Consider the following 12,269-nt stretch of genomic DNA (forward strand, 5'->3'; position numbering starts at 1 on the left):
TGTCGCTCGTGCCCTCATCCTTGCGCATCGGACGATCTTTGGTCCGGTGTCACTCGATCGAGCGACCGCCGAAGGCCTGCTGCAGCGGGATCGAATTGTCCTGCCACGGGGTGAGGATCCACGCGACGAGGTAGGCGCCGACTCCGAGCACGGGGAGCAGGAACGAGGCGAGGACGATGAGTCGCATGATCCAGACGTTGATGCCGGTCACCTCGGCGAGGCCACCGGCGATACCACCGAGGATGCGGTCGGGGCCGCGACGGAAACCGATTTTGCGGATGGAGTCGAATAGTGAGTTCATGTCTACGACGGTACGCGGCCCCGGAGCCCCGCGACAGGGGTGATGGCCATCAATCACCCTGGGGATATCCGTAATCCTCGAGTCCTGTCGAGCGCTCCTGCGAGCGTGCGGGCGCAGGGTCGGCGTCGCGTCCCGCCGACTCGCCGGCCGCCTCGACGTCGGCCGCGACCACGGTGATCTCGCGGTGCCCGTACCGCTGCGCTGCCGCCCCGGCGATGACGACGAGGACGATGCCTGCGATCTGCGGCACCGCGGGCGACTGCGCGAGGACAAGCAGGCCGATGAGCACACCGAACGCCGGTTCGATCGAGATCAGCGTGCCGAACGCCGCGTGATTCATCTTCCGCAGCGCGAGCATCTCGAGCCCGAACGACGCGACCGGGGTGATGAGCGCGATGCCCGCGACGATGAGCAGCACCGTCCAGGAGAAATCCCCGCCGATGACCTGCGGAAGACCGATCGGCAGGATCGCAATCGTCGCGACCGGGATCGTCAGCGACAGCCCGCTGATTCCGGAGAACCGGTCCCCGACCGACTGCGTGAACACCGTGTAGAGCCCCCAGCAGACGCCCGCTGCCAGGGCGAAGGCGACGCCGAGGAAGTCGATCGTGCCCATCCACGGCTCCGTGAGCAGGACGACGCCGACGAGGGCGAGGCCCGGCCACACGAGCGTCCGCTTGTTCCTGCTCGTCAGTCCCGCCACCGTCAGCGGTCCGAGGAACTCGATCGCGACCGCGGTTCCCAGCGGAATCCGCTCGACCGCGAAGAGGAAGAGAGTGGTCATCATCCCCGTCGCCACGCCGAGCAGGATGAGGATCGGCACGTCTCGACTGCGGATCGTCCGCAGCGAGGGCCGGGCGATCGCCCAGAGGAACACCGTCCCGCAGGCCATGCGCAGCAGCGCGGTCCCCGCGGGGCCGACGTCGTCGATGACGAAGACGGAGAACGCGTTCGTGAACTGGATGAGCAGCATCGCTGCGACAGCCATCGACCAAGGCGGGATCCTGTCGAGCGCCCGCATCTCTGTGCTCATTCGGCACCGATGACGCGTGAGGCGACGCGCACCCCGGTGCCCAGCCGTGCCAATTCGTTCGCAAGCGTCGTCCCTGCAGCATCGAGAGCGGCATCCGTCATCGGGGCGAGGGCATCGAGGATGAACACCGCCGAGGTGGTGGCCTCCTGCAGAGCCGTCCGTCGTCCCTGTCGCCAGTTCCACCGGCGACAGGTCACACCGGCCCCGTCCCTCCAGATGACCTCGCCGGGTTCCGGGTGTTCGATGACGGGGTCTCCGCCGGAGACGGTGCCGAAGTCCTCGTCGCCGGCTGCGCGCGTGAGATGAGCCGTCCCGACGTAGCCGGCGAGGTCCTCACCGCCGAGCGGGATCTGGTGGAGGACGGAGATCGCATTGTAGATGTCGGTGAGCGCATTGACCCTCGGCAGGCCCGATTCGGCCCTGCGCGTCAGGGCCTCGAGACTGTTGCGGGTTCGCTGCGGTTTCGCGCCGAACGCCCGGTAGGCTTCCCGCCATGCGGCGATGTGCGGCAGCTCGGTCACCGGGTTCGCGGCCAGGAGCGAGCTGGCGTGCGATTCGGCAGCGGTGATGAGTTCGCCTGCTGCTGATTCGGCATGTGCGCCTGCCGCTTCGGGGTCGAGTCCGTCGACGACGAGGAGCAATGACCGGTAGTCCGGGCGCAGCGCGAAGACCTCCGGGTCGGCCCGGCAGTCGGCGAGGAAGCCGTCGAGGTCGAGGGCTGGTGTCGGTTGATCAACTGGTTCGTGGTCTGCAGCCATCAGTGGCCTTCCTTGTTCGGGCGGGCGTCGATTCCGACGCCGGGTTCGTAGATCGCCATGGCGAAGTGGGTGGGGGTCTCGCCTTCGGTGAGGTAGGAGTGCGGCATATCGCCGCGGAAGGTCATCGCGTCACCGGCGCCGAGGTGGTGCTCGACTTCGTCGATGACGACAATCAGTGCACCAGAGTGCACGTTGAGCAGCTCCATGGTTCCGACAGAATGCGGATCACTGACGTGCGATTCGCCGGCTTCCATCGTCCAGTCCCAGAGCTCGACGACGTCGGGAGACTCGGTTCCGGCGACGAGGACGCCGCGTCCACCGAGGTCACCGTTCCAGAGGACCGCAGCATCGCCTCGGCGGGTGATCTTGGCTCCTGCTTCGGCCGGCGGCTCGACGAGAGCGGGCAATCCGACGCCGAGGGCATCGCTGAGGCTGAGCAGCGTCGCGACGCTGGGGTTCACCGCTCCCTGTTCGACGTTGACGACCATGCGTCGGCTGATCCCCGCAGCTTCGGCGAGTCCATCGAGCGTCCAGCCCAAGCTTCCTCGCTCCTGTTTGACCCGGGCACCGATCGCCTGCGCCAATCTCTTCGCACTCTCATCCATGAAGTGCACGATACTGCACTGTCTTTCGGATTCGCAATGGCAGGGGACGTGCTCGGTGTATTCAGCACCGCTCTGCTCGACAACGTTCGCAGTGCGGGCGAGGACGTGTCGGGCATATCCTCGTCGATGATGAATTCGGAGTCGTCGACTCATTGCTATCGACGGTGGATCACCGTCCCTGAACGATCAGTTCGGAGTGGAAATCCTCAGACCCGAGGATGAATGGCCGGGCCAGAGGGGGCGCCGTCTGGTCGGCGATAATCTTCCGGCCGGTGCGAGCCTTCCGCGCGGCGGGCGAAGCCGGGGGCGTGCTCTGGGGTGACGCCCATTCCGAGGATCCGAGCGGGGATGACGGTGAGCGCGGGGAACGTCTTGACCAGCCATTCCAGCACCGCGGGCGGACGGATGTCGCCGCCGGTGTGGACCGCGGGTTCGATCATTCGGTGGATTCCGCCCTGGAGGAGTTCGACGGCCTTCGTCGTCAGCAGTCGGCGACGCCGCACCCGGCGCAGATGCCTCGCACTCACTCTGCCGTCACGCAGCGATGAGGCAAGCAGCCGAGCCGTCGCCACTCCGTCCTGGACGGCGAGATTGACGCCGACTCCCCCGAGTGGGCTCATTGCGTGCACCGCATCGCCGATGCAGAGAAGACCGGGGACGGACCACCTCGGCGCTTCGCTGCGACGCACGTCGAGGAGTTTGACGTCGTCGATGTCGATGGCTCCGACGTCATCGGCGAGGAGCGGGAAGGTGGCGGCCACCGCACTGCGCAGCGCCTCGACGCCTTCGGCGCGAAACCGGTCGTCAGCACCCTTGGGGATGAGCCGGGCCATCTGCACATGCCCGTCCCGGGGAATCGCAACGAAAACGTTTCCGCCGTCGGATCGCGGGGCGATGGAATCGGCAAGCACCGCCTCGGTGTCGATGCGGAACCACCACACGTCGATCCCCGAGTGGAGTTCGCGGACTGGCAGGCCGGCCTCTTTCCGGGCGATCGACCACCGCCCATCGGCGGCGATCACGAGCGGGGCGCGCAGCTCGTGCGCGGACTCCGGGCCGTCGGTCCCGTCCTGCCCCTGCACTCTCACACCGACGACCCGATCGCCGGGTCTGCCGCCGGGCGGACCGACGAGCCGGACCTTGGGCGGACCGCCGGACTGAGTGCCCTGCGCGCCGACCCTCTCGTCTTCCCAGATCAGTGAGGTCACCTCAGCGCCCATTCGCAGTTCGAAGCCCGGCTCGTCGTTCCCTGCCTCCGCGAGCAGGTTGAGGAAGTCCCACTGTGGAGCGATGGTCATGAAGGGGTGCGGAACATTCAGCCTCGAGAGATCGCCGAGGATGAATTCCCGCCCTGACCGATCCGTGAGGCTGATGTTGTTCACGTGGCGATGCGCGATGCGGGCGAACCGGTGGTAGAGGCCGAGTTCGTCGAGAAGTCGCAGTGTCGACGGGTGGACTGTGTCGCCGCGGAAGTCACGGAAGAAGTCCGCGTGCTTCTCGAGGACGACGACCTTCACGCCCCCGCGTGCGAGCAGAAGCCCGGCGACGACTCCAGCCGGTCCCCCGCCGACGATGATGCAGTCGAACTCTTCAAGGGTGCCCATCAGTCATTCCTCCTCGAATGGTGCCTCATCGACGTGATCGGAGACAGCGGATCATCGTCCTGGGCGAACAATTAATTCCACAGTAACCTAATTAAAGCACCGTTGCCTAGAGGGCAGTTGGCTAGAGTTGTGCAGAACAGACGAGGAGGGCCATGACCGACACCACGAACACGCCGGATCGCAATCGTCGTCCTGGCCGTCGGGTGGGATCCTCGAACTCCCGTGCGCTCATCCTCGAGGCCGCTCTCGACCAGTTCGCGACAACCGGATACGGCAGAACGAGCATCCGCAGCATCGCCTCGGCGGCCGAGGTCGACCCTTCGCTGATCACGCACTTCTTCGGGACGAAGGAGGGACTGCTGGCCGAATCGCTGAGCCATCTCGACCGCCTGCCGGTCCGGATCCGCGCCGCTCTCACGCGGGCGGATCCCGACAAGGCAGAGACACTGGCCCGAACGTATTTCGGTGCGTGGGAGGATGCGTCCCTCGGACCTCGACTGCGGGCTCTCGCTCGCGCCGCCGCCGAGAGCCCGTCAGCGGCGACAGTGATGCGCGAGGCACTCGAGACGCACATCTTCACCACTCTGGAGGCGAACTCGACGCCGAGACAGTTCGCACATATGCAGGTGGCGATGAGCCAGCTCTTCGGCACGGCCTTCGCTCGCTACATCCTGGAGATCCACCCATTGGCCGATCTCGGACTCGAGGAACTCGTCGACCATGTCGCCCCCATTCTGCGCTCAGTGTTCGCAGAGGCAGAGTCTGACTGATCGGGCGTCAGGTCACGCGAACGTCGAAAAGGACGTCGCCGGTGACGACTTCTTCGAGTTTCGCGTGACCTGACGCCCAGTCAGAGCCAAACGGTCCGCTGCTGTGCGCGTGCAGGTGCGCGTGCAGGTGCGCGTGCAGGTGCAGGTGCAGGTGCAGGTGCAGGTGCAGGTGCAACATTCTGCGCTGGCAACCACCCCGACAACACGATTCGGGCGGTAGCATCCAGTCATGGCTCATACCGTACGCCCGCCCGTTCCCGCCGATGCTTCAGCCATGGCCCGCGTCCACGTCGACACGTGGAGGGAGACCTACCGCGGGATCATGCCCGACGAACTCCTCGATGCTCCCGATCTCGTCGATCGCCGGCTGCGGATGTGGACGCAGATCCTCGCCGAGGCGGCCCCATCGAAGTTCACCTGCGCGGTCGCCGAATCCGACGGTGAGGTCGTCGGCATCGCGATGTCCGGACCGCCGGAGGAGTCGGGAAGCGCCGGTACCGACGACGCCCAGGATAAGGACGACGAACCCGAAGACGAACGTCTCGAGGACCGCCACCTCTACGTCCTCTACGCCTACCGCTCCATGCACGGAACGGGCGTCGGGCAGGGCCTCCTCGACATGGTCGTCGACCCCACCGTGACGACGGCCCTCTGGGTGGCCGATCCGAATCCGCGCGCTCAGGCCTTCTACTCGAAGAACGGTTTCGTCGCCGACGGCACGGTCAAGACCGATGAGTACGACGGGGTTCGCGAAATGCGGATGGTGCGGGGATAGATTCGCCTCAGGTCACGCGAAACTCGAAAAAGACGTCGCCGGTGACGACTTTTTCGAGTTTCGCGTGACCTGACGCCCGGTCAGAGCCAAACGGTCCGTTCCTGTGCCCGCAGTTTCCCACCCGCGCCGAGGTGGCCGAGCGTGAGTGCCCCATCGAGCGGCCCGCCGGCTGGCTCGGCGATGGTGGCGTGTGGGTGCAGGCGGACGGTTTCGGTGCGGAACCCCTCAACGAGGTGGCTCCCAGCGGCCGCCACTCCCCCGGTGAGCGCGATGGGCACCGGGGAGGGGGCAGCGTCGGCGGCCTGTTCCGTGCGAGTGCCTTCGCCTGCGGAGCAAAGCGTCGACGCATCATCGGCACCGGCGGCTCGCGTTGCGGCGCCTGCGCTCCGGGCCGCAGACGTATCGGCGTGGGCTGCCCGGGCTGCAGCGACTGCACTGCGGGCCACAGGCGTATCGGCATCGGCTGCCCGGGCCGCGGCGAGTGCGCTGCGGGCGGCCTCGCGACCAGCCAGTCCGAGCAGCTCGACCGAGGCAGCGTCGCCGGCTCGGGCACAGTGGGCGATGTCTGCGGCGAACTCGGCGAGCAGTCCGGCCCGGTCGCTGCGCGTATAGAACTGCCCCGGCCACGAGGCGGGATGTCCGAATCGGCGAGTGGCCGCTTCGAGCACCGCCCGCCCGTGCTCGTCGAGTCCGTCATGGGTCCGCAGGGCGAGTTCGAGGCCGCGGCGGCCCAGCCACGCTCCTCCCCCACGATCACCGAAGAGATGCCCCCACCCATCGGCACGTGACCAATCAGCGGTCCAGATCCCCTCTTCGTTCGGTCCCGGGTGGGCGATGGCGATGGCTCCGGTGCCGAGCACGCTGATCGCTCCACCGGTCCCGCCGAGGGCGCCGAGGTGCGCTGTCACCGCGTCGATGGCGGCGACAGCCGGCACCCCGAACTCGGTGGAGATGTCTGCGAGCGCATTCGAGGGACTCTCGGCCAGCGACGCGATGCCGGTCGCTCCGATGCCGATGCCGGTGACCTCTGTGAAACGGTCGACCCACCTACCAGCGGCCGATCGCACGAGGGTCCGGAGAACGTGGAGGACATTGCTGCCGTTCGGCCCGATCTCGATGCGGGGTCCGGTGAGCCGGTCGATGATGCGTGGAGCAAGTCCTGCGCCGGCGGCAGCGTGTGGTTCGGCTCGAGACTGGTTGCTGGGCTCGAAGTCGCCGCCGTCCCGCGGGTCGGCGATGTCACCGACCATGCCGAGGGCGGCCCGGCTGCCGGTTCCGCCGATGTCGATGCCGAGGACGAGGCTCATGCGCCCACGGTACCCGGGCCGTGGGCCCCGGCATGCCCGCCGTCGTCCGATCCACCGGCTACACCCGGACCGCGGTCGGCAGACCGGTCAGATCCGCCCGGCCCACTCGTCCCGATGAGCTCGGCGATCGCCGCCCGGACCGAGCCGTCATGGGACTCCAAGCTCGACGCTGCCAGGGCGGGGGCCGCCTCGGCGAAGGAGACGACGATCGCGGTCTTGAGGTCGCCGTCGCAGCGCTCGAGCAGTTCCCTGGCGTCCTCGTCAGGCAGGTCCGCGGCCTCCATGAGGATGCGCACGGTGCGCTCGCGCAGCTTGTCGTTCGTGGCGACGACGGAGACCATGAGGTTGTCCCACGTCCGACCCAAGGCGACCATGAGCGCGGTCGAGAATCCGTTGAGTGCGAGCTTCTGCGCGGTTCCGGCCTTGAGCCTGGTCGAGCCGGTGATGACCTCGGGTCCGGTGTCGAGCAGGATGTGATCATCGGCGTGCTCGGCGACGGGAGCGTGCGGGTTGTTCGAGATGAGCACGGCGTGAGCACCGGCTGCTCGTGCTGCCTCGAGCGCCCCGCCGACGTACGGGGTCGACCCGCTCGCGGCGATGCCGATGGCCACATCGTCGGGTCCGAGCTCGGCCCCGGCCGCACACCCGTCGGCCTCGGAGTCCTCGGCGTTCTCGACGGCGTTGACCAGCGCCGCCTGCCCGCCGGCGATGTGGCCGACGACCCGCCCCGGTTCGAGGTTGAACGTCGGCAGCAGTTCGCTCGCGTCGAGGACTCCGAGGCGGCCGGAGGTGCCGGCACCGAAGTAGTGGACGCGGCCGCCTCGGCGCATACGCTCTGCTGCGATGTCGACGAGGCGGGCAAGCTGCGGCAGGGCCGCGGCGACCGCGTCGATGACTGCGTGGTCCTCGGTGTTGAGGACCCTGAGGACGCCGAGGGTGTCGAGCTCGTCGAGACCGGCGCTGCGCGGATTGCGCTGCTCGGTGGGCGACAGCGGACGTGGGGTCTTCGGCGAGGAGCTCGCCGGGCTGGGTGACGGGGAGCCCGCCGGGCTGGAATCGGTCATCGGCGGGTGCTGCCTTCCACCTCGGCGATGGTGGCATCGGTCGATGCGGGTGCGGGATGGCGCAGGGCGAGCAGCCCGCCGACGATGAAGGTGACGATGACGCCGAGCAGCGGGTACCACTGCCAGGCCACCCACACCTCACCGGTGACGTACTTCTCCATGACGAAGAAGAACGCGTTGACGGCCACGGCCAGGGCGAAGCCGATGTTCGCGTCCACGGCGTTCGCGCGCTTGTTGACGATTCCGAAGACGAAGGCCCCGAGCAGACCGCCGTAGGTGATGCCGGCGACGCCGAGGGCGAGGATGACGATGCTGCCCTCATCAGTTTGGAAGACGGTGGCTGGGAGGATGAAGGCGATACCCCAGCCGATCGTCGCCCAGCGTCCGACCTTGAATCCCTGCTCATCGGTCATCGGGGTGCGCTTGAGCTTGCCGTAGACGTCGTTGACAGTCGAGGACGACAGGGCCGACAGCGACGAGGACAGGGTCGACATGGCGGCGGCGAGGATGCCGGCCAACAGCAGTCCGGAGATGCCGGTGGGCAGTCCTTCGATGATGAAGCGCGGGAAGATCTCGTCATCACGGGTCAGGCCGAGGTCTGCCGGCAGGGCGTGATCGTAGTAGGCCCAGAGCGCGAGGCCCACGGCGAGGAAGATCGCGAACTGGACGACCACGACGATTCCGGACCAGATGAGCGCCTTCTGTGCTTCGAGCTTCGACCGGCATGACAGCAGCCGTTGGACGATGAGCTGGTCCGAGCCGTGCGAGGCCATCGCGAAGACCGCACCGCCGAGGAAGGACGGGATGAACGAGGCGTCTGCGGAGATCGGATTGCCTTCGAAGACGAAGATGTTCGTCTTCCCTGCGTCGATCGCCTCGGCGAGCCAGCCGCCGCCGATCGAGGCGGAGATGATGATGATCGCGAGGATCCCGCCGAGGACGTAGAGGAGCATCTGGGCGACGTCGACCCAGACCACGGCCTTGATGCCGCCGATGAACGTGTACGCGATCGTGACCAGGGAGAGGACGACGATGATGACGAAGTAGTTCGTGTGGATGCCGAGGCCGTCGAGGATGACCTTGACGGGGATGGCGCAGGCGAGGACGCGGATGCCGTCGGCGAGCAGACGGGTGAAGAGGAACGTCACCCCGGCCGTGGTCTGCGTCGAGGTTCCGAAGCGTTTGCCCAGGTAGGCGTAGGCGGTGACCATCTCACCGTCGTAGTAACGCGGAAGCATGAAGTAGGCGACGACGACGCGGCCGAGGATATAGCCGAAGCCCAGCTGCAGGTAGTTGAGGTCGCCGAGGTAGCTCATCACGGGGATGCCGATGACGGTCAGGGCGCTGGTCTCGGTGGCGACGACGGACAGGCACACCGCCCACCACGGCAGGTCGCGACCGCCGAGGAAGTAGCCCTTCAGGTTCTTCTGCTTTCCGCTCAGCGCCAGTCCCAGCCACGCCGTTGCGACGAGATAGGCGATGATCACCAGGAGGTCGATGATCTGCATTGATGTCTCCTTGATAGAGGGGTCGGTTCGGGGTCGGTTCGGGGTCGGTCTAGTCAGCCAATCGGAGCCGAGTGGGTCGTCGGTGGAGAGGCTCGGGCAGGTGCAGCGGTCCGCCACCGGGGGTGAGGCGTCCGGCGATGCGCGGGCCGCTCGCCCCGGTCAGGCTCGGTTCGGTGCCGTCGAGCCCGTGCCAGCTCAGCCAGCCGATGAGCGCCATGAGCAGCGCCTCCTTGCTTCCCTCGGGCAGGCCCAGAGCAGCGTCGGTGCTGGTCAGTTCGACGTTCTCACCCAGTTCTTCGCCGAGGCGGCGCATGAGTTCGGGATTGCGCGTGCCGCCTCCGGAAGCGATGACGGTGGTGACGTCATAACGGCGGACCGCCTCGGCGATGGTGCGCGCGGTCAGCGCCGTGACCGTGGCGATCTGATTATGCTCGCCGAGGTGGGAATGAGCGTCGAGGAATTCGTCGAGGTAGGCGGCATGGAAGAGTTCCTTGCCCGTCGATTTCGGCGGTTCCCGCCGGTAGTAGGGCTCGGTGAGGAGCGCGGCGAGCAGGTCGTCGTCGACGTGTCCTTTGGCGGCGAGTGCGCCGTCACGGTCGCAGCTGTCTGCCCCTGCGGTGATGCGGCGGGCGAGGACATCGATGAGGGCGTTGGCTGGTCCCGTGTCAAAGGCGATGGGGTCGTGACCCGGGGCGATGACGGTGATGTTCGCGATCCCGCCGAGGTTGAGCACCGCGGTCGGGGTCTCGACATCGCCGAGGAGGAGGCTGTCGAGGAGGCCGACGAGCGGGGCACCCTGACCGCCGGCGGCGACGTCGCGGGAGCGGACGTCGGAGAGGACGGGTGTGCCGAGCGCCTCGGCGATGTAGGCGGGCTGCCCGAGCTGCAGGGTCGATGTGACCTGTCCGTCGCTGATGTCGTGCCGAACGGTCTGTCCATGGGAGACGATGAGGTCCGGTGTCAGGTCGTGGTCGCGGCAGAGTTCGGAGAGCGCGGCCGCGGAGAACCGGCCGAGGCGGGCATCGACGCTGGAGACCAGGGACAGGGGGATATCGGCGGGTTCGAGGAGGCGGAGGATGTCGGCGTGCAGTTCTTCGTCGAACGCGGCTTCGCGGTCGGCGAGGATGCGCACGGTCAGGGTCGTCGGATCGGCGCCGACGAGGTCGGAGCCGACTGTGGGGTCGGGGAGGAATTCGGCGATGACGAGGTCGAGCCCGTCGGCCGAGGTTCCGGTCATGAGTCCGGCGATGATCATGGCTGGCCTCCGGCAGAGATGGTGCGGTCGGGAATGGTGGCGGGAGCGCCTGCGGCGGTGCCGGCTCTGCCCTCGACACCGCGATCGGGAACGGTGAGTTCGGTGCGGATCTTATAGCGGTCGCCGCGGTAGACGGAACGCACGAACTCGAAGGGAACGTCATCGGCACCGCGCGAGGTGCGTTCGAACAGCAGGGCCGGGGACAGTTCAGGGACACCGAGGTGCTTCGCCTCGGCGGCGTCGAGGAGGGTCGGCTCGATCGTCTGCACGCTGTGGCTGAGACTGACGCCGAAGCGCTGCCGGAGCAGTTCGTAGAACGACTGGTCCTCGAGGTCACCGGCGTTCACCCCGGGGACGAGAGCGGAGGGGATGTGCAGCTCCTCGAGGGCGATCGGCTCGTCATCGGCCAGGCGCAGACGCAGGATGGCGATGACGTCGTCACTCTCAGCGAGGTGGAGGCGCCTGCCGATGTGCGCGCCGGCGGCCACGGTGTCGAAGCTGAGGATGTGGGAGCCGGGGCGCATGCCGCGGGCGACCATGTCTTCGGTGAAGGAGCTGGCGGCAAGGGGCTGATCGAGCTTCGGGCCGAGGGCGAAGACTCCGGTGCCGTGGCGCCTGCGGACCATGCCCTTGGCGACGAGTTCGTCGATCGCCCGGCGCAGGGTCATCCGCGAGATGCCCAAGGTCTCGGCGAGCTGCCGTTCGGGCGGGAACTGCTCGCCGGCGGCCATGCCTTCGAGGCGGTCGAGGAGCTGATCGCGGATCGAGTGGAATTTCGTCACGACACCATTGAGGCATAGGACACACTTCGAAATCAAGACCACTGGTCTATTTTGTGATGGTTCGACGCGGTTTTCGTGCCGTCACTCCCGCGAAATCCGTGCGCGCACCCCTCAGGTCACGCGAAACTCGAAAAAGTCGTCGCCGGTGACGACTTTTTCGAGTTTCGCGTGACCCGACGCGCTTTCAGCCCGACGACTGTCAGCGGGGCACTGAGAACCGGAACGCCGAGAACCAGAATCAGGAGCAGGGCATCAGGCAGACGGGTCCGAAGCCGCAATGCACTACCTCCGGGAAAGAAGCATCGTTGCCTCAGAGGAAAAGCTTCGGCACGGCGCGAGGGGCGTAGTGCCTCATGTCAATATGCCCGCGAAAAGTAGGGGCGGAGTGCCTCATGTCAAGATCCCCGGGAAATGAGGCCGTGCCTCACAGACATTTTCCCCGCCAGCCGGGTCTTAACCGGCCCGGGTGTGATGGACCTTGATGCCCGCGGGATCCGGCAGGGCTTG

13 protein-coding genes are annotated in these 12,269 nt (G+C 67.2%); 2 read left to right on the forward strand and 11 right to left on the reverse strand.

Annotated elements, in window-relative coordinates:
* Nucleotides 1–49 precede the first annotated feature (49 nt).
* From EB835_RS18570 to EB835_RS18590, 5 genes are all read right to left on the reverse strand, one after another.
* Complete coding sequence (locus tag EB835_RS18570) at nucleotides 50–301, reverse strand: PspC domain-containing protein (protein WP_135810925.1); 252 nt, start codon at nucleotides 299–301, stop codon at nucleotides 50–52.
* Between the two features lie 49 nt (nucleotides 302–350).
* Nucleotides 351–1,334, reverse strand: a complete 984-nt coding sequence (locus tag EB835_RS18575; RefSeq protein WP_240688851.1) for an EamA family transporter — start codon at nucleotides 1,332–1,334, stop codon at nucleotides 351–353.
* Nucleotides 1,331–2,092 carry a B3/B4 domain-containing protein gene (locus tag EB835_RS18580; RefSeq protein ID WP_135810926.1) on the reverse strand — a complete coding sequence of 254 codons (762 nt, stop codon included), beginning with the start codon at nucleotides 2,090–2,092 and terminating at the stop codon, nucleotides 1,331–1,333. The genes EB835_RS18575 and EB835_RS18580 overlap by 4 nt, the downstream gene beginning before the upstream one ends.
* Nucleotides 2,092–2,697 (reverse strand): helix-turn-helix domain-containing protein, encoded by a 606-nt coding sequence (locus EB835_RS18585; protein ID WP_205749981.1) that lies wholly within the window; start codon nucleotides 2,695–2,697, stop codon nucleotides 2,092–2,094. Before EB835_RS18585 ends, EB835_RS18580 begins: the two co-directional genes overlap by 1 nt.
* Nucleotides 2,698–2,903: 206 nt before the next feature.
* Nucleotides 2,904–4,301 (reverse strand): FAD-dependent oxidoreductase, encoded by a 1,398-nt coding sequence (locus EB835_RS18590; protein WP_135810927.1) that lies wholly within the window; start codon nucleotides 4,299–4,301, stop codon nucleotides 2,904–2,906.
* A gap of 152 nt (nucleotides 4,302–4,453) precedes the next feature.
* Between EB835_RS18590 and EB835_RS18595 the strand changes: the two genes are divergently transcribed.
* Entirely contained in the window at nucleotides 4,454–5,071 is a 618-nt protein-coding gene (locus EB835_RS18595) for a TetR/AcrR family transcriptional regulator (RefSeq protein ID WP_135810928.1), read from the forward strand.
* 7 nt (nucleotides 5,072–5,078) lie between these two features.
* Here EB835_RS18595 and EB835_RS20345 read toward each other — a convergent pair whose 3' ends face one another.
* Nucleotides 5,079–5,249: a hypothetical protein gene (locus EB835_RS20345; RefSeq protein WP_168216788.1), complete on the reverse strand. Its 171-nt coding sequence runs from the start codon at nucleotides 5,247–5,249 to the stop codon at nucleotides 5,079–5,081.
* 51 nt (nucleotides 5,250–5,300) lie between these two features.
* Between EB835_RS20345 and EB835_RS18600 the strand changes: the two genes are divergently transcribed.
* Nucleotides 5,301–5,846: a GNAT family N-acetyltransferase gene (locus EB835_RS18600; protein ID WP_205749982.1), complete on the forward strand. Its 546-nt coding sequence runs from the start codon at nucleotides 5,301–5,303 to the stop codon at nucleotides 5,844–5,846.
* An 80-nt stretch (nucleotides 5,847–5,926) separates the two neighbouring features.
* Here the strand turns inward: EB835_RS18600 and EB835_RS18605 are convergent, their stop codons facing one another.
* From EB835_RS18605 to EB835_RS18625, 5 genes are read right to left on the reverse strand one after another with little or no spacing between them, the layout of a single operon-like run.
* The gene (locus EB835_RS18605; protein ID WP_135810929.1) at nucleotides 5,927–7,153 is read right to left on the reverse strand and encodes a BadF/BadG/BcrA/BcrD ATPase family protein; all 1,227 of its coding nucleotides are present in this window, start codon (nucleotides 7,151–7,153) and stop codon (nucleotides 5,927–5,929) included.
* Nucleotides 7,150–8,217: an N-acetylmuramic acid 6-phosphate etherase gene (gene murQ / locus EB835_RS18610; RefSeq protein WP_135810930.1), complete on the reverse strand. Its 1,068-nt coding sequence runs from the start codon at nucleotides 8,215–8,217 to the stop codon at nucleotides 7,150–7,152. The genes EB835_RS18605 and murQ overlap by 4 nt, the downstream gene beginning before the upstream one ends.
* Entirely contained in the window at nucleotides 8,214–9,725 is a 1,512-nt protein-coding gene (locus tag EB835_RS18615; RefSeq protein WP_135810931.1) for a sodium:solute symporter, read from the reverse strand. Before EB835_RS18615 ends, murQ begins: the two co-directional genes overlap by 4 nt.
* A 49-nt stretch (nucleotides 9,726–9,774) precedes the next feature.
* Complete coding sequence (locus tag EB835_RS18620) at nucleotides 9,775–10,980, reverse strand: anhydro-N-acetylmuramic acid kinase (RefSeq protein ID WP_135810932.1); 1,206 nt, start codon at nucleotides 10,978–10,980, stop codon at nucleotides 9,775–9,777.
* Nucleotides 10,977–11,762, reverse strand: coding sequence for a GntR family transcriptional regulator (locus tag EB835_RS18625; protein ID WP_135810933.1), 786 nt, complete (start codon nucleotides 11,760–11,762; stop codon nucleotides 10,977–10,979). Before EB835_RS18625 ends, EB835_RS18620 begins: the two co-directional genes overlap by 4 nt.
* Between the last annotated feature and the right edge of the window lie 507 nt (nucleotides 11,763–12,269).

Source organism: Brevibacterium sp. S22, assembly GCF_004745485.1.
Classification (GTDB): Bacteria; Actinomycetota; Actinomycetes; order Actinomycetales; family Brevibacteriaceae; genus Brevibacterium.